17 protein-coding genes and 1 pseudogene are annotated in these 21,178 nt (G+C 68.3%); 8 read left to right on the top strand and 10 right to left on the bottom strand.

Translation table 11 applies throughout. The features are described from left to right. Positions 1-31 precede the first annotated feature (31 nt). The 3 genes from ABD260_RS01220 (at position 32) to ABD260_RS01230 (ending at position 5,034) form a co-directional block, all read left to right on the top strand. Positions 32-2,086, top strand: coding sequence for a hypothetical protein (locus tag ABD260_RS01220; RefSeq protein WP_344231403.1), 2,055 nt, complete (start codon positions 32-34; stop codon positions 2,084-2,086). Next, positions 2,086-4,350, top strand: coding sequence for a phosphoribosylformylglycinamidine synthase subunit PurL (gene purL, locus ABD260_RS01225; protein WP_344231404.1), 2,265 nt, complete (start codon positions 2,086-2,088; stop codon positions 4,348-4,350). The genes ABD260_RS01220 and purL overlap by 1 nt, the downstream gene beginning before the upstream one ends. A gap of 189 nt (positions 4,351-4,539) precedes the next feature. Then, positions 4,540-5,034, top strand: a complete 495-nt coding sequence (locus tag ABD260_RS01230) for a DUF1707 SHOCT-like domain-containing protein (protein WP_344231405.1) — start codon at positions 4,540-4,542, stop codon at positions 5,032-5,034. Here ABD260_RS01230 and ABD260_RS01235 read toward each other — a convergent pair. Continuing rightward, positions 5,023-6,003, bottom strand: a complete 981-nt coding sequence (locus ABD260_RS01235; protein WP_344231406.1) for a LacI family DNA-binding transcriptional regulator — start codon at positions 6,001-6,003, stop codon at positions 5,023-5,025. The two genes, ABD260_RS01230 and ABD260_RS01235, sit on opposite strands and share 12 nt — an antisense overlap. 166 nt (positions 6,004-6,169) lie before the next feature. Here ABD260_RS01235 and ABD260_RS01240 point away from each other — a divergent pair, with 166 nt between their 5' ends. From ABD260_RS01240 to ABD260_RS01250, 3 genes are read left to right on the top strand one after another with little or no spacing between them, the layout of a single operon-like run. Beyond that, positions 6,170-8,488 carry a beta-L-arabinofuranosidase domain-containing protein gene (locus ABD260_RS01240; RefSeq protein ID WP_344231407.1) on the top strand — a complete coding sequence of 773 codons (2,319 nt, stop codon included), beginning with the start codon at positions 6,170-6,172 and terminating at the stop codon, positions 8,486-8,488. Between the two features lie 15 nt (positions 8,489-8,503). Continuing rightward, the gene (locus tag ABD260_RS01245) at positions 8,504-9,046 is read left to right on the top strand and encodes a GNAT family N-acetyltransferase (RefSeq protein WP_344231408.1); all 543 of its coding nucleotides are present in this window, start codon (positions 8,504-8,506) and stop codon (positions 9,044-9,046) included. Then, complete coding sequence (locus tag ABD260_RS01250; RefSeq protein ID WP_344231409.1) at positions 9,043-9,699, top strand: cupin domain-containing protein; 657 nt, start codon at positions 9,043-9,045, stop codon at positions 9,697-9,699. Before ABD260_RS01245 ends, ABD260_RS01250 begins: the two co-directional genes overlap by 4 nt. Here ABD260_RS01250 and ABD260_RS01255 read toward each other — a convergent pair. From ABD260_RS01255 to ABD260_RS01280, 6 genes and pseudogenes are all read right to left on the bottom strand, one after another. Next, positions 9,678-11,624: an HPr family phosphocarrier protein gene (locus ABD260_RS01255; protein WP_344231687.1), complete on the bottom strand. Its 1,947-nt coding sequence runs from the start codon at positions 11,622-11,624 to the stop codon at positions 9,678-9,680. The genes ABD260_RS01250 and ABD260_RS01255 overlap by 22 nt on opposite strands. Continuing rightward, positions 11,622-12,032, bottom strand: a pseudogene (gene dhaM / locus ABD260_RS01260) (dihydroxyacetone kinase phosphoryl donor subunit DhaM); the annotation flags it as partial. The pseudogene dhaM and the gene ABD260_RS01255, both read right to left, overlap by 3 nt. Continuing rightward, complete coding sequence (gene dhaL, locus ABD260_RS01265; RefSeq protein WP_344231688.1) at positions 12,029-12,652, bottom strand: dihydroxyacetone kinase subunit DhaL; 624 nt, start codon at positions 12,650-12,652, stop codon at positions 12,029-12,031. The gene dhaL and the pseudogene dhaM, both read right to left, overlap by 4 nt. 2 nt (positions 12,653-12,654) lie before the next feature. Beyond that, entirely contained in the window at positions 12,655-13,659 is a 1,005-nt protein-coding gene (gene dhaK / locus ABD260_RS01270; protein WP_344231410.1) for a dihydroxyacetone kinase subunit DhaK, read from the bottom strand. 47 nt (positions 13,660-13,706) lie between these two features. Next, positions 13,707-14,774: an MFS transporter gene (locus ABD260_RS01275; protein WP_344231411.1), complete on the bottom strand. Its 1,068-nt coding sequence runs from the start codon at positions 14,772-14,774 to the stop codon at positions 13,707-13,709. Between the two features lie 64 nt (positions 14,775-14,838). Beyond that, positions 14,839-15,399, bottom strand: coding sequence for an RNA polymerase sigma factor (locus ABD260_RS01280; protein WP_344231413.1), 561 nt, complete (start codon positions 15,397-15,399; stop codon positions 14,839-14,841). Positions 15,400-15,461: 62 nt separating this feature from the next. On the opposite strand from ABD260_RS01280, the gene ABD260_RS01285 reads away from it, so the two are divergent. Then, entirely contained in the window at positions 15,462-17,252 is a 1,791-nt protein-coding gene (locus ABD260_RS01285; RefSeq protein ID WP_344231414.1) for a serine/threonine-protein kinase, read from the top strand. A gap of 132 nt (positions 17,253-17,384) precedes the next feature. On the opposite strand, the gene ABD260_RS01290 is transcribed toward ABD260_RS01285, so the two are convergent. After that, positions 17,385-18,527 (bottom strand): MFS transporter, encoded by a 1,143-nt coding sequence (locus ABD260_RS01290; protein WP_344231415.1) that lies wholly within the window; start codon positions 18,525-18,527, stop codon positions 17,385-17,387. Between the two features lie 66 nt (positions 18,528-18,593). Here ABD260_RS01290 and ABD260_RS01295 point away from each other — a divergent pair, with 66 nt between their 5' ends. Continuing rightward, positions 18,594-19,322, top strand: coding sequence for an ArsR/SmtB family transcription factor (locus ABD260_RS01295; RefSeq protein ID WP_344231416.1), 729 nt, complete (start codon positions 18,594-18,596; stop codon positions 19,320-19,322). On the opposite strand, the gene ABD260_RS01300 is transcribed toward ABD260_RS01295, so the two are convergent. Together ABD260_RS01300 and ABD260_RS01305 are read right to left on the bottom strand one after the other, a co-directional pair. Next, on the bottom strand, positions 19,317-20,051 hold the full coding sequence (locus tag ABD260_RS01300) for a hypothetical protein (RefSeq protein ID WP_344231417.1): 735 nt from the start codon (positions 20,049-20,051) through the stop codon (positions 19,317-19,319). The genes ABD260_RS01295 and ABD260_RS01300 overlap by 6 nt on opposite strands. Positions 20,052-20,139: 88 nt before the next feature. Further along, the gene (locus ABD260_RS01305; protein ID WP_344231418.1) at positions 20,140-20,850 is read right to left on the bottom strand and encodes a hypothetical protein; all 711 of its coding nucleotides are present in this window, start codon (positions 20,848-20,850) and stop codon (positions 20,140-20,142) included. Between the last annotated feature and the right edge of the window lie 328 nt (positions 20,851-21,178).

Genomic DNA, 21,178 nt, shown 5'->3' on the forward strand with positions numbered 1-21,178 from the left:
GGTCTGTGCTGCCGCAGTGGTGGCCGCGGTCGTGGCCGCGGCCACTGGATCACTCCAGGCAAGTGCCGCACCGGCCACAAAGCCGCCCACCAGTCCGACCAGCCCTGCCAGTCCGGCGAGCCCGGCGGGTCTGCTGGCCAAGGTCGTGGTGATCGGCGTACCCGGGTTGACGTGGGGCGATGTGAAGGCGTCCCCCGAGCTGACTGCGCTGGTGGACCAGTCCAGCGTCGGCTCGATCTCCGTGAAGACGGCCGGACCGCACACCTGCCCGATCGACGGCTGGCTGACCATCGGCGCCGGTACTCGCGCTTGGGGCAGTGACCCCAACCAGCCATGCGGTGACCTGCCCGCAGTGAGTGACGGCAAGGTCACCGGCTGGCAGACCTACGTGGACCGGCAGGCCGAGCACCACACCGGCGCACCGATCGGCCGCCTGGGTCAGACCGGTTACCCGATGTGCGGGTTCGGTCCGGGTGCAGCGGTCGCCCTGGCGCGTACAGACGGCTCAGTGTCCAACTGGCAGCCGCAGTTCGACCAGGCGAAGCTGGCGAGCCCTGAGTGCGGTGACGCGATTGTCGACGCCGGTGCACTGCCGCTGCGCGAGGGCCGGCCGGAAGCGCTGCAGAAGGTCGCTGAGCTGGTCAAACAGGTGCGGGCCGCCGACGGCTGGGTACTGCTGACCGGCATCAGCCAGGTGACGACGAACGACCACAAGCAGACGCTGGTCGTAATGCAGCTCCCTCCGGACGACGGACCGCGCTGGTTGACCAGTGACAGCACCCGTCGGCCTGGACTGATCCAGTTGACCGACATCACCGCGACCATCCTCCGCGGCCGCACTGCTGCGACTGTCGACCCGGCCGGCCCGGAGAAGGCCGGCCCACTCGACGGTAGTGAGATCCGTTCCACCGGTGATCGCCACACCAGCGCAGCAGCCGTTATCGACGACCGGTTGGATGCGAACCAGCGGTTCGAGCAGCCGCGACCAGTGCTGTTCGCTGTGGCCCTGACCATCGTCGGCGCTGAGGTACTCGCGCTGTTGTGGTTCCTGCTCCGGCGCAGCCCACTGTCGCGTCGGGTCACCATCTTCACGCTGCTGGTGCAGGGCGGCTTCTTCATCGCCGCCTTCTTGGCCCAGGCAACAGTCTGGTGGCGCTGGCCGTCTCCCGCGTTCTCCTTGTACGCGGTGACCATCGGCATCAGCGTGCTTTCCGCAGTGATCGCACAGGTCCTGCTGAAGAAGTACGCGTACTTCGGGCTGGCCTTGGCCGCGTACCTGCTCTTGCTGATCGACGGAGTGCTCGGTACGCCGATGCAGCTCGGCAGCCTGTTCGCCGACGGCCCGGTGATCGGTGGACGGTTCTACGGCTTCGGCAACTCGACGTTCGCGGCACTGGCGGTCGGGGGACTGGTCACAGCCGCGTGGGCCGCGCAGAAGTTGTATGGCAAGAGCAGGCTCCAGGCCGCGGTTGCCGTACTGGTCATCGGTGGCGCCGCGATCATCGTGGACGGCAAGCCCGGCTGGGGGACCGACTTCGGCGGCCTCCTCGCGCTCACACCCGCGGTCCTGTTGATGGCCTGGCTGACGTGGCGAGACCGCCTCTATCTGCGCGTACTGATCGGAGCCGGCGTCGGTGTCGTACTGCTGGTGGCGGGGGTCTCGTACCTCGACTACCGGCGCCCACCGGACCAGCGGACCCACTTCGGTACGTTCTTCGCGCGGGTGCTCGACGGTGATGTCAGCGACGTGTTCATCCGCAAGCTGCAGATGGCGGTGCAGTTCTTCAGCGGACCGGCCGGCTGGCTGATGCTGCTTGCCGTGGTGTTCTGCATGGTCGCCACGGTCTGGCCGGACCGCGTGCCCTCCAAGGCTTACCGCGACTTCTACTCGAGCCACCAGATGGTCCGGCCGACCCTGCTGGCCCTGTCCTTGTGCGGTCTGGCCGGCATGCTCCTCAACGACGCCGGTATCGCCCTGCCCGCGATCATGCTCGGTTTCGCCGTTCCGTTGCTGGTGGCCCATCTCCTGGCCTCCCACCAGCCAGCTACCGTTTCACCTGAGCCCCACCTAGTGCAGGAGTCCTGATGTCGACAGACACCGTGTCAGTTGCCGGTAACACGCCGGACGTCGAGCAGCCCTGGGCTGAGCTCGGACTGAAGCCGGACGAGTACCAGCGGATCCGGGACATCCTCGGCCGGCGCCCGACCAGCTGCGAGCTGGCCATGTACTCGGTGATGTGGAGCGAGCACTGCTCGTACAAGTCGTCCAAGGTGCACCTGCGCAAGTTCGGTGAGATCCCGCAGGAGACACCGGCCGGGAAGATGCTGGCCGGGATCGGCGAGAACGCCGGCGTGATCGACATCGGCGAGGGGTACGCGGTCACCTTCAAGGTCGAGTCGCACAACCACCCCTCGTACGTCGAGCCGTACCAGGGCGCGGCCACCGGGGTCGGCGGCATCGTCCGCGACATCCTCGCGATGGGCGCCCGCCCGGTCGCGGTGATGGACCCGCTGCGGTTCGGCCCGCTGGACGCGCCGGACACCAAGCGGGTGCTGCCCGGGATCGTCTCCGGCGTCGGGGGGTACGGCAACAGCCTCGGTCTGCCGAACATCGGCGGCGAGGTCGTCTTCGACCCGACGTACGCCGGGAACCCGCTGGTGAACGCGCTCTGCGTCGGCGTGATGCGGCACGAGGACCTGCACCTCGCGAACGCGACCGGCCTCGGCAACCAGATCATCCTGTACGGCGCGAAGACCGGCGGCGACGGCATCGGCGGCGTGTCCGTGCTGGCCTCGGAGACGTTCGCCGACGGCGGCCCGACCAAGCGGCCGGCCGTCCAGGTGGGCGACCCGTTCATGGAGAAGCTGCTGATCGAGTGCACGCTCGAGCTGTTCCAGGCGCGCGTGGTCGAGGGTATCCAGGACCTCGGCGGCGCCGGCCTGTCCTGCGCGACCTCGGAGCTGGCCAGCGCCGGTGACGGCGGCATGCACGTGTCCCTGGACAAGGTGCCGCTGCGGGACGCGTCGCTCGCGCCGGAAGAGATCCTGATGAGCGAGTCGCAGGAACGGATGATGGCGGTCGTCACGCCGGACAACGTCGAGGCGTTCCTGAAGATCTGCGCGAAGTGGGACGTCCAGGCGGACGTGATCGGCGAGGTCACCGGCACCGGCCGGCTGGAGATCGACTGGCACGGCGAGCGGGTGGTGGACGTGCCGCCGCGGACCGTCGCGCACGAAGGCCCGGTGTACGAGCGTCCGTACGCGCGCCCGGACTGGCAGGACGAGCTGCAGGCGGACGCCGCCGAGAAGTTGCCGCGGGCAAGCAACGGCGCGGAGCTGCGGGACACCCTGCTGCGGCTGATCGCCTCGCCGAACCTGTGCGACAAGTCCTGGGTCACCGACCAGTACGACCGGTACGTGCTCGGCAACTCGGTGCTCGCGCAGCCCGAGGACAGCGGGATGATCCGGGTCGACGAGACCAGCGGCCTCGGCGTCGCGGTGTCGACCGACTGCAACGGGCGGTTCGCCAAGCTGGACCCGTACACGGGTGCGAAGCTCGCGCTGGCGGAGTCGTACCGGAACGTCGCGACCACCGGCGCCCGGCCGGTCGCGGTCACCGACTGCCTGAACTTCGGCTCGCCCGAGGACCCGGCGGTGATGTGGCAGTTCACCGAGGCCATCCGTGGTCTGGTCGACGCCTGCAAGGAGCTCGGTATCCCGGTCACCGGTGGGAACGTGTCGTTCTACAACCAGACCGGTGACACGCCGATCCTGCCGACCCCGGTGATCGGCGTGCTGGGTGTGATCGACGACGTGACCCGGCGGACGCCGATCGGGTTCACGCCCGAGATGGAGGGCCACCAGCTGTACCTGCTCGGTGCGACCGAGGAGGAGCTGTCCGGGTCCGAGTGGGCGCACGTCGTCCACGGTCACCTCGGCGGCCGCCCGCCGGCGGTCGATCTGGCGGCCGAGCAGCAGCTCGCGGACATCCTGATCAACGCCTCCCGCGACGGCCTGATCGACGCGGCGCACGACGTCAGCGACGGCGGCGTCGCGCAGACGCTGGTCGAGTCGGCGCTGCGCGGTGGCGTCGGCGCGCGGGTGTGGGCGCCGGACGGGCTGGACCCGTTCCTGTTCCTGTTCGCCGAGTCGACGGGACGCGTGGTCGTCGCGGTGCCGCGGACGGAGGAGGTGCGGTTCACCGACATGTGCACCGCCCGCCGCTTCCCGCACGCCAAGATCGGCGTCATCACCGGTGACACCCTCGACGTGCAGGACCAGTTCGAGGTGCCGCTGACGGAGCTCCGGGCGGCCTGGACGGCGACACTCCCGGCGGTCCTCAACGCCTGACGTTCACCAAGAGCCGCCCCAAACCGGTTTGGGGCGGTTTTTCAAGGCGACCGGGGTGGTTTGCTGCCTGGTTTGGGAGGGCGCGACTCCCCAAACCGGTTTGGGGCGGGCGGTGCGGGTGGCGCGGTCGGGGTTGGGGGAATGGGTTCGGTCGTCTGGCACACTCGGTGGGGAGGAGTGAGGTGACGGATGGTTGAGCGGCGGCCGGGCAAGGCGGGGGAGCTGATGGGCCTGGCGGCTGCGGCCGGCCAGGAGGCCCGGATCGCGGCTGCCCGGCGTCGGCTCGCTCAAGTACGGCTCACCGATGAGGACCGGCGCGTGGTCACGGACGAGTTGTCGGAGCAGTTCGCGGTCGGGCGGCTGGACGAGGACGAGCTGCATCGGCGCGTGGACCTCGTACACCAGGCGCTCACGCACGCGGATCTGCAGCCGATCCTCGCGGGCCTGCCGGTGTCCTCGCTGTACCAGCCGGTGGCGCGGTCGTCGTCGAAGTGGCGGTGGGCCGCGTTCATCGGGGCGGTGTGGCTGGCGGTGCCGTTCGTACTGGCTGGGCTGCTGCTACTCGTGTTCGGCCGGGAGATCGCCGCGGCAATCTTCGGGATTCCAGCGGTGGCAGCGATCGCGTACACCTACCGCTGGGCGTCACGCCCGCGACGAGAAGAGCGTCGGCAGTCAGGACCCTAGCGTCGACTCGCGGGTGATCAGGTGGGTCGGGAGTTCGAGTACGCCGTGATGTGGTGTGCCGGCGATCGACTCCAGGAGCAGACTGGCGGCGCGGCGGCCGAGGTCTTCCAGGCCGAGGTCCACCGTGGTGAGAGGTGGTCGGCTGGCGAGGGCCATCACCGGCCAGTTGTCGAAGCCGGTCACCGCGATCTCTTCGGGGACCGAGTGGCCGAGCTCGCGAAGGCGGTCGCAGACGCCGCGCGCGATCTGGTCGCTGCCACAGCTGATCGCGTCGGGGCGCTGCCGCAGCACTAGGTCGGTGGCTTGACGGCCCCAGCGTTCGCTCCACTCGCCGAACAGCGGGTCGCCGCAGAGCGCGTCGCCGGCGGTGGTGACGGCCGCCTGCGCGCGTTCAGCCGCGGACCGGTGGTCGGACGGGCCGGTGATGTGCGCGATGCGCGTGCGGCCGAGAGCCAGCAGATGCTTGATCGCCGCGGTCGCGCCGCCCGCATCGTCGATGATGACGGACCCGTCGGCCGGATCGGTCGAGGCCGCCAGCGCGTACACGACTGGCAGCGGCACATCGATCGGCGGCCGCAGATCGGTCCGGCGCCCGGTGACGACGATGCCGTCCACCCCGCGCGCGACCAGGGACCGCAGGTAGGTCCGCTCGCGGAGCGGATCGTCGCGGGTGTCGCAGAGGACGGTCGCGAGCTCGCCCGCGCTCAGTACGTCCTCGACGCCGCGCATGATCGGGATGCTGAACCGGCCGGTGCTGTCGCTGGTCAGCAGCGCGACGGTGTAGGTCCGGCCGGAGGAGAGGGCGCGGCCGCGGGCGTCCGGGGTGAAGCCGAGCTGTGCGGCGGCGCGGAGGACGCGGTCGCGGGTGTCCTGGCTCAGCTGACCGGTGTTGTTCAGTGCCTTCGACGCCGTCCCGGCGGACACACCGGCCAGCGCGGCGACGTCGACCATCCGCACTGCTGACCGCATCATTCGTTTCCTTCCGCTCGTCGGGCGCAGCTTAGCAGCAAGCCCCGGATAACCCTGGTGACCTGCGCTTTGATCTTGACCAAGACCGCTTCCAGTCCTACGTTGTCAACACCGGAAAACGTGTGCCGTCTTTCCGTCGGTCCCTGGTCACCCGAAAGGCGTCATCATGCCCGAACCCAGCATGCCCCCGGCCGGTCGCGGCGGTCACTATGTACCGCAGCGCGCGCCGCTGCGGCCGGTGCCGTTCCAGAAGCTGCCGCCCGGTGCGATCGAGCCGCGCGGCTGGCTGGCGCAGCAGCTCGAGCTGCAAGTGCACGGGCTGTGCGGTGCGTACGACGAGGTCTCCGACTTCCTGGTCTACGACACCAACGGCTGGGTGGATCCGGCGAAGGACGCGTGGGAGGAGCTGCCGTACTGGCTGCGTGGTCTCGCCGACCTCGGGTACGTCACCGGCGACACCGGTGTACTGACGCGGACCGAGCGCTGGATGAACGGCATCCTCGCGACGCAAGCGGCTGATGGCTGGTTCGGCCCGGAGCGGCTGCGGACCTCGCTGGAGGGCGGTCCGGACTTCTGGCCCGGTATGCCGCTGCTGGCCGCGTTCCGGTCCTGGTACGAGTACTCCGGCGACGAGCGGGTCATTCCGTTCATGACCAAGTACCTGCGGTTCCAGAACACGCAGCCGCCGGAGGTGTTCAACCGGTCGTGGGGTGCGTTCCGCTGGGGCGACAACATCGACAGCGCGTACTGGTTGTACAACCGCACCGGTGAAGAGTGGCTGCTCGACCTGGTGACCAAGATGCACAGCGGCTCGGCGGACTACGTCAACGGCATCCCCACCTGGCACAACGTCAACCTGGCGCAGGGGTTCCGGGAGCCGCTGCAGTACTGGCTGCTGTCCGGTGACGAGAAGCACCACGCGGCGACGTACCGGAACTACAACACCTTCATGGACCTGTACGGGCAGTTCCCTGGTGGCGGGTTCGCTGGGGACGAGAACTCGCGACCTGGGTTCAGCGATCCGCGGCAGGGGTTCGAGACCTGCGGCATCGTCGAGCTGATGCACAGCTGCGAGCTGCTGACGCGCTTCACCGCTGACACGGCCTGGACGGACAGGTGTGAGGACCTGGCGTTCAACTCACTGCCGGCGTCGTACGACCCGCAGCAGAAGGTGATGCACTACATCACTTGTGCGAACAGCGTGCAGCTCGACGATCGACGTAAGCACGGCCAGTTCGAGAACCCGTTCGCTATGCAGGCGTACAAGTACGGCGTACGTCAGTACCGGTGCTGTCCGCACAACTACGGCATGGGCTGGCCGTACTACGCGCAGGAGCTCTGGCTGGCAACCACTGACAGCGGCTTGGCCGCATCGATGTATGCCGCGAGCAAGGTGACAGCGAAGGTCGGTCCGGGTGAGACCGTCAGCGTGGTGCAGGACACCGACTACCCGTTCTCGGACACGATCGTGTTCACTGTGCAGACCTCTCGTGCTGTCCAATTCCCCTTCTATCTAAGGCGTCCTGGGTGGGCTGAGGAGGTCTCGCTGAAGGTCAACGGGCAGCCGGTACAGGTCAGTGGCGACTGGTTGAAGGTAGAGCGTAGGTGGCACTCAGGCGACCGCGTCGAGCTCGTACTGCCTATGCGTACGACCACCCGGGTCTGGACCGACAACCAGCACTCGGTGTCCGTGGACCGTGGGCCGCTGACGTACTCACTGGCCATTGACGAGCGGTACGAACCCATTGGGGACGCTGGGGAGCTTGCGGTCTATCCAGAGTCGCCCTGGAACTACGGGCTGGTCGCCGGTGCGCCGTTCGAAGTAGTAGAGCGTGAGGCGGGGGACAACCCGTTCACCACTGGCGGAGTGCCGCTTGCACTCACCACGCAGGCGCAGCGGATTCCGGAGTGGGAAACAGACACCGAGGACGTGGTCGGACTGCTTCAGCCCAGTCCAGTGCGGTCAGCGGAACCGGTGGAGACCGTGACGCTGATCCCGATGGGTGCGGCGCGGTTGCGAGTCACCTCGTTCCCGCAGGTGTCACCGAGTGGTGGGGCCTGGAGCTACCGGACCCGGATCACCGCGTCGCACGTGAACGACGGCGATTCACTGGAAGCACCTGACTCCGGCCGCGTACCAGAGTCTTCTGCCGACACGTCCTTCCCGCGCTTCACCTGGTGGGACCGCCAAGGCACAACAGAGTGGATCGAGTACGACCTGCGCTCCGTACGCATGCTCTCCAAGGCGTCAACGTACTGGTACGACGACACCGGCACCGGACAGTGCCGCGTACCGCAGTCGTGGCGGGTCCTCTGGCTGGATGGTGAAACGTGGCGTCCAGTCGACAACAGCACGCCGTACGGGGTGGCAGCCGATCGACTCAACACCACCACCTTCACCCCAGTCCATGCGCAGTACGTCCGAGTAGAAGCTGTGCTGCAGCCGGAGTACTCGGGAGGCCTCCTGCTCCTTACAGTGACCTGAACTAGTCTCTGCGGTGTGGAGGCACTGTTGCGGTTGGCTGTGGAGTCGGATGGTGCTGCGATCGCCCAGTTGGCACGTGGCGCGGTGGAGCAGCAGTTTCCGGCGTACTACGACGCGGTGCAGACGGCCAGTGCGGCTCAGCACATCACCGCGCTGGACACTGCACTGATCGACGACGGCACCTACTACGTACACGACGCAGGCGGTGAGATCGTCGCGTGTGGTGGGTGGAGCCGGCGGAACAAGCTGTTCAACGCGAGTACGGCTGGTGCTGACGCCCGGCTGCTGGACCCGGCCACCGAACCAGCGCGGATCCGGGCGATGTTCGTCCGCGCGGACTGGACCCGCCGTGGGCTCGGCCGGGCGATCCTGAACGCCTGTACCGACGCTGCCCGTGCAGAGGGGTTCACCAGACTCGCGCTGATGGCCACCCTGCCCGGTGTACCGCTCTACAAGGCCTACGGCTTCACCGAGGTGGAGCCTGCTCAGCTACCGATGCCGGACGGCACTCTGCTCGCCGGTGTCGCGATGGAACGACCGATTGAGGAGAAGGCATGACTGCAGGTACCACTGTGACCGCACCGGACGGCTCCGAGGTCGTTCTGGGCGAGATCGGCACCCGGGTGCTGCTGAAGAACTCCCGCGTCCGCGTCTGGGAGGTGTCACTGCAGCCCGGCGAGGCGCAGGGCTGGCACCTGCACCACAACCCCTACGTCGTGCTGTGCCTGTCCACGTCGCCGTGCCACATGGACTGGCTGGACGGCAGTCCGGCCCGGCACCTCAGTGAGACGGTCGGCGGGTCCGTGTACCGGCCGGTGTCGCCGGTGCACATGCTCACCAACGACGGCGACGCGCTGTACCTGAACCGGCTCATCGAGGTGCTCGATCTCGGCGAAGAGGCATCCGGCGACCCGTACTTCGCCGTTGCCGGCATCCCGGCCGAGGCTGGTTTCGAAGAGGCCGGTGAGCTCCCCACCAAGGTGGTCGTGGACGAGGACGACGTACGCGTCCAGCACGTCACTCCGGCGGCGGGGGAGTCGTACACCTGGCGCACCGGCGCGTACCCGGCCCTGGTGGTCGATCTGGATCAGGCCAGCCCGGACATCACGTACCTGGAGCCCGGCGAGACGTACACGCTCCCGGCGAAGGCACAGCAGACTCCCGGCTTCAACCTGGTCGAGCTGCGCTACTACAGCAAGCCGCGTACCTGATCCGCGTCCTTGGCAGCTAGCACTGCGGCAGTGTCGATCTGACTGAGGTCGGCCTGCCGCAGTCGTGCTTTCACCAGCGGAACTTGGGGACCGACAGCGCTCAGCTCGGTCACACCAAGTGCAGCGAGCAGTACCGCAGACTGTGGATCGCTGGCCAGGTCACCGCAGACAGCCACCCGCACACCGGCCGTACGGACCACATGGTCGATCAGCTGAAGTACAGCAGGGTCCAGGCCGTCAGCCAGTGCGGCGACCGCGGTGTTCGTACGGTCCGCGGCCGTCGTGTACTGCGTGAGGTCGTTCGTCCCGATGCTGACAAAATCGAGCTCCCGCGCAAGGGACGCGACCCGGAGCGCGGCAGCGGGTACTTCGACCATGATGCCGACCTCCAGCGCATCCCGCGGGCCGAGCTCCGTCAGCGCCCAGGCGACCTCGTCCGCGGTCGTCACCATCGGGAACATCACGTGCACCGGCGTCTCGGCCGCCGTACGCCGGATTGCGTCGAGCTGATCGCGCAGCAACTCCGGACGCCGGCGGAAGACCCGCAGCCCGCGCTCGCCGAGGAACGGGTTCGCTTCCTTCGCCTGCGGGAGGAAGGGCAGCGGCTTGTCACCGCCGATGTCCCAGGTGCGGATGGTGATCGGTTTGTTGCCCAGCGCATCGGCAATCGCCCGGTAGGCCTCGACCTGTTCGTCCACGGTTGGCGGCGTACGCCGATCGCCGAACAGCACCTCGGTCCGGACCAGGCCGGAGCCGTTCGCACCGCGTACGTCGATCGCGTCCTGCACGGCGCCGACATTCACGAGTACGTCGATCGTTCTACCGTCGCGGGTGGTGGCCGGCCGATCAGCTTCCTCGACCGCGAGCCGCCTTTCGTCCTTCCGTGCCGCGATCGTGGCGCGTACCGCGTCCGCGTCCGGGGTGAGGTCGAACGTTCCTGTCCGCGCGTCGAAGGCGACGACAGTCCCAGCTGGTACGTCGACGTCGCCGATCCCGGTGATCAGCGGAATCCCTCGCGATCGTGCGACGATCACCCCGTGGCCGGTCGTCCCCGCCGCCCGCACCGCGACGCCGGCGATCCGCGCCACCTCAAGCGTCGCCGCCGTCGCCGCATCCAACTCAGGCACCACCAGAATCGAAGCAGCCAGGTCCGGCACTGTGCTTCCGGCTGCGTCGACCGAGCGCGCGGCATCGGCAGCAGGTGTCGTGGATGATCCGGTCAGCGCGCGCAGGACCCGGTCGCGGACAGCGCGTACGTCCTGGGCCCGCTCCCGCTGATACGCGTCGTCGAGCTGCTCGAACGTCTCCGCCAGCCGGTCATACGCCTGCTTCCAAGCACCCGGCGCGGACGCCCCACCCTCGATCGCGGACCGCACCTCGCCGCGCAACGTACGATCCTCCAGCAACGCGAGATGCGCATCGAAGATCTCGCGATGCTCGCCGTCCCGCATCCCGCGCAGCTCGTCACCCGCCGCTCGGACCGCGTCCTCGAGCCGCGCAATTTCGTTGTCCCCGGCAACATAATCGCCAAGGTCCACCTGAGCGCCGGTCACCACCGCCGGCCCGATCGCCACGTCCAGCCCGGAGCCGCCGGCGGCCGGCGCCTTCCGCACCGGTTCGTCGCCGAAGTTCTCCGCCGCCAGCGCCTCGATCGCGGCCAGTACCTCAACCGCCTGCGTACCGCTCGCGCCCACGCGCAGCCGATGCCCTTGCTGCGCATTCAGCGTCGCGACCATGCTCAAACTGCCCGCGTCGACAGGCCCGCGCCCGGTGTCGAGATCGGTGAGTACGACAGTCGCGTCGTACCCGTTCACCAACCCGACCAGCCGAGCCGCCGGCCGCGCATGCAACCCATGCTCGTTGCCGACCACCACGTCGACGGTCCGATCGGCCTCACCGGCGGGCGTCGCCGCAACGACCTCCACATCGCCGAGATGATCCTGCTTCCCGGCCAAACCACGCTGCGCCTCGACCGCGACCGCATCCAGAGACGCCCCGGTCGAGGCCGTCACGACCGCCGCGACCAACCCTTCCACCAGCGGCGCGCTGGTCAGCCGCACATGCTCGGCCACCGACGGATCGACGAACTCCAGCGCCATCTCCGCGCTCAGCACCGCCGACCCGAGGTCCAGCAGCACGAGCACGCCGTCGGGGCTGTCCGCGGTTGTGATCGCCTCCGAGACCGCCATCGCATCGGTCCCGAACGTGGTCGCGTCGAGTCCGGCCGCCACCGCGATCACCGGGCGCTTGTCCGCGGCAACCATCTCGGCGGCCAGACCGACTGCCGCGTCGGCCAGGGCGCGGCTGTGCGACACCAGCACGATTCCGATCATGCGAGCGTACGAGCCGCGCTCTCCACGATCAGGGTGCTGCTGGTCGCGCCGGGATCCTGGTGACCGACGCTCCGCTCGCCCAGGTAGCTGGCCCGGCCCTTCCGGGCGACCAGCGGTACGGTCGCGTCCCGGCCCTTCGCGGCCGCCTCCGCCGCGGCGGTCAGCGCGGCACCGAGGTCCGCCCCGCCCGCCACCGCCGCGTCGTACGCATCCAGCGCCGGCGCCCACGCGTCGTACATGGTCTTGTCCCCGAGCTCGGCCTTGCCCCGCGCCAGTACGCCCTCGACGCCGGCGTGCAGCGCCTTGCCGATCGCCTCCGGGGTGATCGGATCGACCCCGGCCAGCGCGGTCCCGAACCGCAGGAAGAACGTCCCGTATAACGGCCCGCTCGCCCCACCGACCTTGCTGACCAGCGTCATCCCGGCCTTCTTCAGCAGCTCGTCAGCGCTCTCGAACGACGACTCGTCCAGCACCGCGACCACAGCCTGGAACCCGCGATCCATGTTCGCCCCATGATCGGCATCCCCGATCGCCGAGTCCAACTCGGTCAAGTACCCCGCCTTCTCATGCATGACCCCAGCAACATCCCGCAACCAACTGACGAAGGACTCCACTCCCATGCTCACGAGCCCCAGCGTAGGCCGGGCGTGTTCACCGGGGCGTCCCAGAGGCGTACCAGTTCGTCGTCCACCTTCAGGAGGGTGACCGAGCAGCCGGCCATTTCCAGGGAGGTGATGTAGTTGCCGACGAGGGAGCGGGCGACGGTGAGGCCGGCCCGGTCCAGGAGCTGGGCGACCTCGTTGTACATCAAGTACAGCTCGATCAGCGGTGTACCGCCCATGCCGTTCACGAACGCGATCACCGAGTCGCCTTGGGTGTAAGGCAGATCGGAGACGACCGGATCGACCAGCAGCGCGGCGATCTCCTTCGCGGGCGCGAGCGGGAGGCGCTGGCGGCCGGGCTCGCCGTGGATGCCGATGCCGACCTCCATCTCGTTCTCGGCCAGGTCGAACGTCGGCTTGCCGGCGGCCGGCACGGTGCAGGACGTGAGCGCCATCCCCATACTGCGCCCGTTGTCGTTGACCCGCTTGGCCAGGTCCGCGACCTCCTGCAGCGAACGGCCTTCCTCGGCGGCCGCGCCGACGATCTTCTCCAGCAGCACGGTCACGCCGACACCGCGCCGGCCGGCCGTGTACAGGCTGTCCTGCACGGCGACATCGTCGTTCGTCACCACCGACAGCACCTCGGTGCCGGCGTCGGCGGCGGCCAGCTCGGCGGCCATCTCGAAGTTCATCACGTCGCCGGTGTAGTTCTTCACGATGTGCAGCACGCCGGCGCCCGCGTCGACCGCCTTGGTCGCGGCCATCATCTGGTCCGGCACCGGCGAGGTGAACACCTCACCCGCGCAGGCCGCGTCCAGCATCCCGACCCCGACGAACCCGCCGTGCATCGGCTCGTGCCCGGACCCGCCACCGGAGATCAGCCCGACCTTCCCGGACCGCGGCGCGCCCTTCCGATAGACGATCCGGTTCTCCAGATCCACCCGCAACCGATCCGGATGCGCCGCGGCCATGCCACGCAGCGCCTCACCCACAACATCACCAGGGTCGTTGATGAGCTTCTTCATACCCCCATCTGAGCACATCCCCGACGGCTACGGCAGCCCCCGCGCGCTCAGACCGCCGGTACGTCCGCGAGCAACGGGATTGACCGGATCGATCGGCTGATGGTCAGCAGCACCGCACCGATCACCAGCAGACCGCCGAAGACGAGCAGGGCGCCGCGCGCACCGAGCGTCTGCAGGAACAGCCCACCCAGGAACGGCGCCAGCGGTGTCGTGCTGGTGGCCAGAAACATCACCGCACTCTGCGCCCGGCCCTGCAGGTTGTCCGGAGTGATCAGCATCTGATAGCCGAACAGCCCCGAATTGAGCGCCGGCAGCAGAAAGACCGCGACGGCCGGAAGCGCGATCAGTACGCCCGGGTGAGTGGACCACGCGGTCGAGGAGAACGCCACGGCGACCATCCACCCGGCGACCACGGTGATCCGCCCAGTACTGAACTTGGCCAGCAGTTTCGGCGCAGCGATCGCCCCGGTCAGACCGCCGATCCCCATCCCGGTCTCCAGCAGCCCGATCACGGACGCGGGTACGCCCCGCTGCTGCATGCTCAGGATGAGGACCAGGATCGTCCCGCTCGCGGCGAAGTTCAGCACCGTCGCGACCACCGCGATCGTGCGTAGCGAAGGCTGCCGGAACAACCAGGTCAGGCCGGAGCGGATCGCCGTCAGCATCCGCTCGTGCTTCTCGCCGTCCGGTTTCGCGGCTGGTAGGGGATGGCGGATCGTGCTTAGCAGGACGGTCATCAGCAGGTACGAGATCGCGTCGGCGGCTACCGGGATGACCCGGCCGATCGAGTACAGGAGACCGCCGAGCGGTGCACCGGCCAGGTTGGCGAGGTTCTGGCGGCCGTGCGCGGCGGCCAGCGCTGTACTGATGTCTTCTGGGGCAACGATCTGCCGGAGCGCACCCGTCTCGGCCGGCATGAACAGGCTGTACCCGGCGCCGTTCAGCAGGCCGACCACGATCAGGTGCGGAAGGGTCAGGTGGTCGACCCAGCCGGCGATCGCGACCGAACCGAACAGGACCGAGCCGAGCAGGCTGTACCCGATGAGGATCTTCCGGCGGCTCCACCGGTCGGCCAGCGCCCCCGCGGGCAGCGCCGCCAACCCCCGGGCGGACATATTCCGGAGGATAAGTAGCTGTCAGGTCAGAGAGCAGGCCTGGCGGCTTGCAGGTTGATGCAAGTCAGTCCTTGGGGCGGAGGAGTGGGCGGACTACTTCGCGGGCGTCGTGGATGCGGGACTTGACCGTGCCGAGCGGGGCGCCGACCTCGGCGGCGATCTCCTCGTACGAGAGGCCGTAGACGTCGCGGAGCACCAGCGGGGTGACCATTTGCGGGCGGTCCCGCTCCAGGGTCTCCAGGGCCTCCAGGAGGTCCAGGCGGGTGCCGGCGATCACGCTGGTGGTGCGCGGGTCCGGCTTCTCCATCTGCTCCGGATTGTGCGCGGCCTGCGCGGAGCGCTTCAGCTTCCGGTAGGTCGAGCGGGCCGAGTTGGCCGCGACCGAGTGCACCCAGGTCGAGAAGCTGCTTCGGCCCGAGTACGTGTTGATCTTGGTGGCGATGTTGAGCAGCGCCTCCTGGGCCGCGTCCTCGGCGTCGGCGGAATACGGCAGGACGCTGCGGCAGATCCGGAGCACGCGTGGATGGACCTGCCGCAACAGGTCGTCCATCGCGTTCTTGTCACCCGCCTGCGCGCGCTCCGCGAGGGTGGCAAGGTCGTCGGCCGGGCTGGTGCTGTCGCTCATCTGCGCCTTTGCTCTCGATCGGCCCCGGTCAGGGGACACTCCAATGACCCATAATGCCTTGTATGGGGGCCCCAACCAGACTCGGTCGTTACATTGTGCGCCGACGCCTGGGCGCAGGCGGTTTCGCAACCGTGTGGCTGGCTCATGACGAGCAGCTGGACGCTGAGGTCGCGATCAAGGTGCTGGCGGACAACTGGGGGCACGACGACTCGGTCCGGCGGCGGTTCCTGGAGGAGGGCCGGTTCCTGCGCCGGGTCGAGTCCGAACACGTCGTCCAGGTGCACGACGTCGGCGAACTCGAGGACGGGCGGCCGTTCCTGGTCCTCACCTACGCGGACCGCGGTACGCTCGCCGATCGCCTGAAAGAGGAGCCGCTGCCGCTGCCGGAAGCAGTCGACGTGGTCGTCCAGGTCGGGCGTGGTTTGCAGGCGCTGCACCGGCGCGGACTGCTGCACCGGGACGTGAAGCCGGCCAACGTACTGTTCCGCAGCACCGATGACGGTGAGCGGGCGGTGCTGTCGGATCTCGGACTGGGCAAGTCACTCGACGAGGTGTCGCGCATCACGATGCCGGGCGGTACTCCCTCGTACGTTTCGCCGGAGCAGGCGCTGGGGGAGCGGCTGGATCAGCGCGCGGACCAGTACTCGCTGGGCGCGGTCGCGTACGCCGCACTGACCGGCCGGTCACCGCACCAGGTCGACGGACTCGGCGCCGCGAGCCGCGTGGAGGTGGCGCCGCCGCCCAGCTCACTCGGGTTCATCCTGCCCGAACAGGTGGACGCGGCAATCGTCCGGGCGCTCCACCCGGACCGGGAGAGCCGCTGGCCGGACATCCAGACGTTCACCCGGCAGCTGGTGGGCGCGGTGAACGAACCGACCCGAGACCTCCCGGCCCCGGCTCGCGACAGCCTCACCATCACCACCGATGACCTAGGCGCCAAAACAGCCCTCAGCGACGAAAACCAGCCCACGGTCGTCAGGCCTGAGTCTGTAGCCGACGGCAACACCACGCAGGCAGCTGCCGAGGCAGCTGACGGGCTCGCCACACGGTCCGCCGCTGACGCGGCAACCGCGGGAGCTGCGGGTGCGGCCGGCACCGGGCGCGGAGGTGCCGGAGCTGGCTCGGACGACTCGACGACTGCGGCTACAGCGCCCGGAGCTGCTACGGCTGGGGAGTCGCCGGGTGGAACCGGCGACGGCGGAGCAGGCGGTTCGGCTGGGACTGCTGGTGCGGCGGGCGTGGCTGCTGGGCTGTCTGCCTCCGGAGCTGCGGGAGCCGCAGCCGGAGCCGCGGGATCGGCCGGAGCTGCGGGAGCTGCTGGAGCGCCGCGGAAGCGGCGGGGGCGGTGGGTGGTGGCTGCGTTGGTGGCGTTGGTGGTTGGTGCGGGTGCTGGGTATGGCGGGCACTGGTACTTGGCCGGGAAGAAGCAGGTTGTCGTCTCGGACGGGCGGTTCGAGGTGACGATGCCGCGGGGGTGGGCGAAGTCGAAAGCGGTTTCGGACTGGCTGGCTCCCGGCGGGAAGAACCGGTTGCCGGCCTTCCGGGTCAGCCGGGACACCGACTGGTCGGCGCAGTCGCCGGGTGTTTTCGTGGGCGTATCGGCCTCGAAACTGGCGTTTCCGGACAGCTCCGAGTTCGGCTGCCGGGACTCGGCGCCGTACAACGGGTTCACGCAGGGTGGCGAGCGGACTACCAACCGGCTTTCCACCCAGTGCGGTCCGGCCGCTATGGTGCTCTTCCAACGGGTCGTCGCACGCGGGGACGGCGGCTCGCTGCTCGTCCAGGTGATCGTGCCCGGCGCGGAGGTCAACCGGGCCGCGGAGATCGCCGATTCGGTGAAGTACGTCGAATGAGGAAGTCCCGATGCGTTTTCCGACCGAACGGTTTCGGCCGTCGCCGGCGCTGATCCAGTCCGCCCGCCGCAGGTTCTACCGCCTGCGCACGACCATCTTCCGCACCATCTGGCCGATGGACTGACAGCTCAGTTATTCCACGGTCAACCAGGTGATGCCGAGGGCAACCGCCCACAGTCCGCCGCCCACCCACGCCAGCAGGTGCAGTCCGCTGACGAAGCTGGGCGCGTGACCGACCACGGCCCCGTACACACCGATCCCGAGAGCGCCGACGGCCTGGCGGGAGGTGTTGTTCACGCCGCTGGCCAGGCCGGCGCGGTCTTGCGGTAGTGCGGCGATGGATGCGTGGACGACGGCAGCCGTCAGGAAGCCCATTCCGAGGCCAAGGCCGAGCTGCACCGGTACGACGGCCGCGTACCGGCTGGTGTCGTGTACGCCGAGCAGAAAGGCTGATCCGATTACTCCGAGAGCCAGTCCGATCGTCATCGGCAGCTTCGGACCGTACCGCGCGGTGATGCGGCCGGAGATCGGACCGAGGACTGCCAACGGGAGGAAGAGCGGGATGAGCTCCAGCCCGGCCCGGAACGCCTGCTGGGAAAGGTGTTCCTGCAGATAGAGCGTCAGTACGAGCACGGTGCCCAGGCCGACGAAGTTCATCAGCCCGGCGACCACATTGGGGCCGATGAAGTCCGGTCCGATCCGCAAGCGCGTCTTCGTACGCTCCTGCTCCGTTTGCTGATGTGGTACGAGCCGCCAGGCCACCGGTAGGGCAATGGCAATGATCGGCAGGTTGATGAGGAACACTGCCCGCCAACCAAGCCCACTGACCAGTGCGCCACCAAGCAACGGGCCGGACGGTAGTGCCAGCGCGCCGGCGCCGGACCAGATGCCAACTGCACGCGCCCGTGCTGCCTTGTCCGCGTACAGGTCTGTGATGACGGCCAACGTGCCTGGCAACAGCAATGCGGCACCAACGCCCTGTACTACTCGCGCAGCCACCAACAACTCAATGTTCGGTGCGACACCACACCCCAGCGAGGCACCGCCGAACACTGCCAGTCCAGCAAGAACCACCCGTCTATGGCCGATCCGGTCGCCCAGTGCCCCGAACAAGAGCAGCAGGCCAGCCAGAGCGATCATGTACGCCGCAACAACCCACTGCTGCCCGGCCAGACTGGTCGCGAGATCCACCCGGATCGTCGGCAGCGCCACGTTGACCACTGTCACGTCCAGCTGAACCAGAAAGATCCCGATACAGAGCAGTGCAAGCAGCATGCTCTCCAAGTTCCCACGTCATCACTTCGGCTCACGTCGAAGTGTGCAGGTGCCAGCATGGGATGCATGGACGGAGATGCAGATGTAGCCCGTGCCGCCGCTCTACTGGCCGAACCGGCCCGAGCGAAGGTGCTGATGGCGCTGGCAGACGGCCGCGCGCTCCCAGCATCGCTACTCGCCACTGAGGCTGGTGTGTCCCCGCAGACGGTCAGTGCGCACCTGAACAAGCTGCTGGACGGCGGACTGGTCGCTGTAGAGCGGTCCGGCCGCCACAGGTACTACCGGCTCAAGGGACCAGAGGTTGCGCTAGCGGTAGAGGCTGTTGCACGCATTGCCAAGCCGCAGCCGATCAAGTCGCTTCGGCAGAGCACCCAGGCAGCAGCACTTCGGGAGGCGCGTACCTGTTACGACCACCTCGCCGGCCGGCTCGGAGTGGCTCTGCTGGATGGTCTGGTACGACAGGACGCACTGACCCGCACAGATGGAGGTACGGGCGCAGACCGCCGCCCCGACGATCCACTGGCCCAACAACTCCCGGACGGCCCGTACGCGCTGGGGCCCAATGCCGCTGAGGTGCTTGGCGAGCTGGGCGTGGTCATCCCGGAGCAGCCGACCCGCAGACAGCTACTGCGGTTCTGTGTCGACTGGAGCGAGCAGCGGCACCATCTGGCTGGTGCACTGGGTGCAGCGATCACCAACAGCTTCCTGGAGCGCGGGTGGCTGCGGCGGCGTACCCGCCAGCGAGCCGTGGACCTGACTGAAAGGGGGCGAGAGGCGCTAGCAGGCCTGCTATGAACCGAGTGGACTGTCCTGGCGGTCGACGCTGTCGGTGGCGTGGTCCAGGACATCGACCAGGGCGTCCTTGTCCTGTGGCAAGCCGGTTGAGCTCATCTCGACCGCACAGTTCCCACTGGAGTCCGCGACCCAGCGCACCACCACGTACCGCACTACGCCCTCCGGGGACTGGTTCTCGTCGGGTACATACGTGTACATCAGCGTGGCGTACTTGTCGTGCACGCTCTGGGACAGCAGCTGCACCATCTGGCTGGGCGGGAGCATCGACAGCTGGGCGATCCGCGCCTTGAGCGACTCCTCCGGCGGCCGGGAGATGGTGAAGCCGGACTCGACCCGGATCCAGCGCTTGCCGGTGGGGTCGGTGAATCGGCCGGTCTTCGGCGGATCGGGCTGGGTGAAGCTCCAGTCGCTCGGCACCCGCAGGGACATCCTGGACTTGAAGATGTCCCGCACCAGGAAGGTACGGGTCTTGTAGTTCAGCTCGTCCGGCTGCAGCGCGGGCGATTTGTCGTACGTGACCTTCCGCGGCGGCTGCGACTCGCTCGGCGTGGCCGACGGATCCGGGGTGGTAGACGGTTCAGTACCCAGCGGTGCGGCGACCCCCGCGTACGCGGCAGAGGGTGCGTCGGTGGTGAGCAGGCCGAGTGCGTACCCACCGACACCGCCCAAGACGGTGATCACGACCAGCCCGGAACCCATCAGGGTGCCGAAAGCCCCACGGCGTGCCATCCCTGCCTCACCTCCCCAGATCTACTCCCAAAGACACCTCAGCCGTCTCTCAGGTTGCACTTCGCAGGTAACAATTCTGTGAAAGAGCTCAGCTGGCCTGCCGGACCGACGCCGTGGCGGTCTCCAGCACCTCTTTCAGCGCCGGTGCGTCCTGCGGGAGCCCGGTGACACTCATGTTGATGTTGGTCTGGGTCCCGTCGATCGCGATCCAGCGGACGATCACGTACAGCAGCGTCGAGCCCGGGATGTACGAGTAGGTGAGCGTGGAGTACGTCCGGGGCGAACCGTCGTCGCCCTGCACCTGGCCACTGGTCTGACCGAGGATCTGGACGTTGTTCTCCGGCGGCTGGCTCTTGCGCAGGTCGATGATCAGCTGCGACATCGCGGCGGCCGGCGTCTGCACGGCCGGCTGGACCGCGGCCACCCGGATCCAGCGCTGGCTGAGCTTGTCGTAGAACTTCACTTCGCCGGGCTTCTTGTCGTCGCGGGTCAGTCGCCAGCCGCGCGGCGTCCGGATCGACAACTGCACCGACTGCTCGCCCGGTGGATTCACGGTGAAGGTGTGGTCCGAGTAGTTCAGGCCGGTCTCGAGCGGGTCGGTGTTGTTCGGCACCGGGGTCTTCACCGGCAGGGTCGGCGTCGGTCTGGGCGCTGGCGTCGGTGTCAGGTTGCCGATCGGCCCGGCCGTACCGGAGGCGGTGGGGCCAGGAGTGTCGAGATAGTCGCCGGTGAAATACCCACCGCCGACACCGAGTGCCAGGGCCAGCAGCAGCAGGCCGACCAACAGGACTCGTCTCACCCGCCCATCCTCTCAGAGGGTGTCTGAGGACTCTGCACCTACTGCGGGGCACTCAGCACGGCACCTCGCCGCACGGGAGGAAAGGCAACGATGAAACCACATCGATGCCTCCCCTCCCGCGCGCCGAGCCACCGCACTGAGCACCTCCTCGCTACGGCGCAGAGTCCTCAGACACCCTCTCAGGCGAGGCGACCACCCACCCAAACCCCGGTGGAGCGGTTTTCACATCGGCTGGAACTGAATCCTTTCAATGGGGTCTTGACAGGCTCCCGAGGCGTCCGTAGCGTCCCGCGTGACAAAAGTAACACGATCTTGCGGTTACTTCACA

The organism is Kribbella hippodromi (genome assembly GCF_039531045.1).
Taxonomy (GTDB): Bacteria; Actinomycetota; Actinomycetes; order Propionibacteriales; family Kribbellaceae; genus Kribbella; species Kribbella hippodromi.

Bases quoted from the DNA above. Each gene is read 5' to 3' on its own strand.
- purL (WP_344231404.1), top strand. From the start codon at position 2,086: ATGTCGACAGACACCGTGTCAGTTGCCGGTAACACGCCGGACGTCGAG.
- ABD260_RS01285 (WP_344231414.1), top strand. From the start codon at position 15,462: ATGGGGGCCCCAACCAGACTCGGTCGTTACATTGTGCGCCGACGCCTG.
- ABD260_RS01290 (WP_344231415.1), bottom strand. From the start codon at position 18,527: ATGCTGCTTGCACTGCTCTGTATCGGGATCTTTCTGGTTCAGCTGGAC.
- ABD260_RS01295 (WP_344231416.1), top strand. From the start codon at position 18,594: ATGGACGGAGATGCAGATGTAGCCCGTGCCGCCGCTCTACTGGCCGAA.
- ABD260_RS01240 (WP_344231407.1), top strand. From the start codon at position 6,170: ATGCCCGAACCCAGCATGCCCCCGGCCGGTCGCGGCGGTCACTATGTA.
- ABD260_RS01275 (WP_344231411.1), bottom strand. From the start codon at position 14,774: ATGTCCGCCCGGGGGTTGGCGGCGCTGCCCGCGGGGGCGCTGGCCGAC.
- ABD260_RS01300 (WP_344231417.1), bottom strand. From the start codon at position 20,051: ATGGCACGCCGTGGGGCTTTCGGCACCCTGATGGGTTCCGGGCTGGTC.
- ABD260_RS01280 (WP_344231413.1), bottom strand. From the start codon at position 15,399: ATGAGCGACAGCACCAGCCCGGCCGACGACCTTGCCACCCTCGCGGAG.
- ABD260_RS01230 (WP_344231405.1), top strand. From the start codon at position 4,540: ATGGTTGAGCGGCGGCCGGGCAAGGCGGGGGAGCTGATGGGCCTGGCG.
- ABD260_RS01235 (WP_344231406.1), bottom strand. From the start codon at position 6,003: ATGCGGTCAGCAGTGCGGATGGTCGACGTCGCCGCGCTGGCCGGTGTG.
- dhaK (WP_344231410.1), bottom strand. From the start codon at position 13,659: ATGAAGAAGCTCATCAACGACCCTGGTGATGTTGTGGGTGAGGCGCTG.
- dhaL (WP_344231688.1), bottom strand. From the start codon at position 12,652: ATGGGAGTGGAGTCCTTCGTCAGTTGGTTGCGGGATGTTGCTGGGGTC.
- ABD260_RS01250 (WP_344231409.1), top strand. From the start codon at position 9,043: ATGACTGCAGGTACCACTGTGACCGCACCGGACGGCTCCGAGGTCGTT.